This is a genomic window from Gracilibacillus sp. D59, from assembly GCF_052246695.1.
GTDB lineage: Bacteria > Bacillota > Bacilli > Bacillales > Amphibacillaceae > Gracilibacillus.
Map to the genome: position 1 here is coordinate 1 of NZ_JBQQCK010000032.1, position 1492 is coordinate 1492.

1 rRNA gene is annotated in these 1492 nt (G+C 54.2%); it reads left to right on the forward strand.

Going from position 1 to position 1492, the window contains the following annotated elements:
• Positions 1-1465, forward strand: a 16S ribosomal RNA gene (locus tag ACTWP4_RS22475); the annotation flags it as partial.
• Positions 1466-1492 lie beyond the last annotated feature (27 nt).

A 1492-nucleotide genomic window follows, 5' to 3' on the forward strand; every position in this document is an offset into this window, starting at 1 on the left:
GTTTGTGGAACGAGCGGCGGACGGGTGAGTAACACGTGGGCAACCTGCCTGTAAGACTGGGATAACTCCGGGAAACCGGGGCTAATACCGGATAATACTTTGCTTCGCATGAAGGAAAGTTGAAAGATGGCTTCTTGCTATCACTTACAGATGGGCCCGCGGCGCATTAGCTAGTTGGTGAGGTAAGAGCTCACCAAGGCAACGATGCGTAGCCGACCTGAGAGGGTGATCGGCCACACTGGGACTGAGACACGGCCCAGACTCCTACGGGAGGCAGCAGTAGGGAATCTTCCGCAATGGACGAAAGTCTGACGGAGCAACGCCGCGTGAACGAAGAAGGTTTTCGGATCGTAAAGTTCTGTTGTTAGGGAAGAACAAGTACCGTTCAAATAGGGCGGTACCTTGACGGTACCTATCGAGGAAGCCCCGGCTAACTACGTGCCAGCAGCCGCGGTAATACGTAGGGGGCAAGCGTTGTCCGGAATTATTGGGCGTAAAGCGCGCGTAGGCGGTTTCTTAAGTCTGATGTGAAATCTTGCGGCTCAACCGCAAGCGGTCATTGGAAACTGGGGAACTTGAGTACAGAAGAGGAGAGCGGAATTCCACGTGTAGCGGTGAAATGCGTAGATATGTGGAGGAACACCAGTGGCGAAGGCGGCTCTCTGGTCTGTAACTGACGCTGAGGTGCGAAAGCGTGGGGAGCGAACAGGATTAGATACCCTGGTAGTCCACGCCGTAAACGATGAGTGCTAGGTGTTAGGGGGTTTCCGCCCCTTAGTGCTGCAGTTAACGCATTAAGCACTCCGCCTGGGGAGTACGGCCGCAAGGCTGAAACTCAAAAGAATTGACGGGGGCCCGCACAAGCGGTGGAGCATGTGGTTTAATTCGAAGCAACGCGAAGAACCTTACCAGGTCTTGACATCTTCGGATGTCCCTAGAGATAGGGAGTTCCCTTCGGGGACCGAATGACAGGTGGTGCATGGTTGTCGTCAGCTCGTGTCGTGAGATGTTGGGTTAAGTCCCGCAACGAGCGCAACCCTTGATCTTAGTTGCCAGCATTTAGTTGGGCACTCTAAGGTGACTGCCGGTGACAAACCGGAGGAAGGTGGGGATGACGTCAAATCATCATGCCCCTTATGACCTGGGCTACACACGTGCTACAATGGATAGAACAAAGGGAAGCGAAGCCGCGAGGTGTAGCAAATCCCATAAATCTATTCTCAGTTCGGATTGCAGGCTGCAACTCGCCTGCATGAAGCCGGAATCGCTAGTAATCGTGGATCAGCATGCCACGGTGAATACGTTCCCGGGCCTTGTACACACCGCCCGTCACACCACGAGAGTTGGCAACACCCGAAGTCGGTGGGGTAACCTTTGGAGCCAGCCGCCGAAGGTGGGGCCAATGATTGGGGTGAAGTCGTAACAAGGTAGCCGTATCGGAAGGTGCGGCTGGATCACCTCCTTTCTAAGGATAATTACGGAACACCTTTTT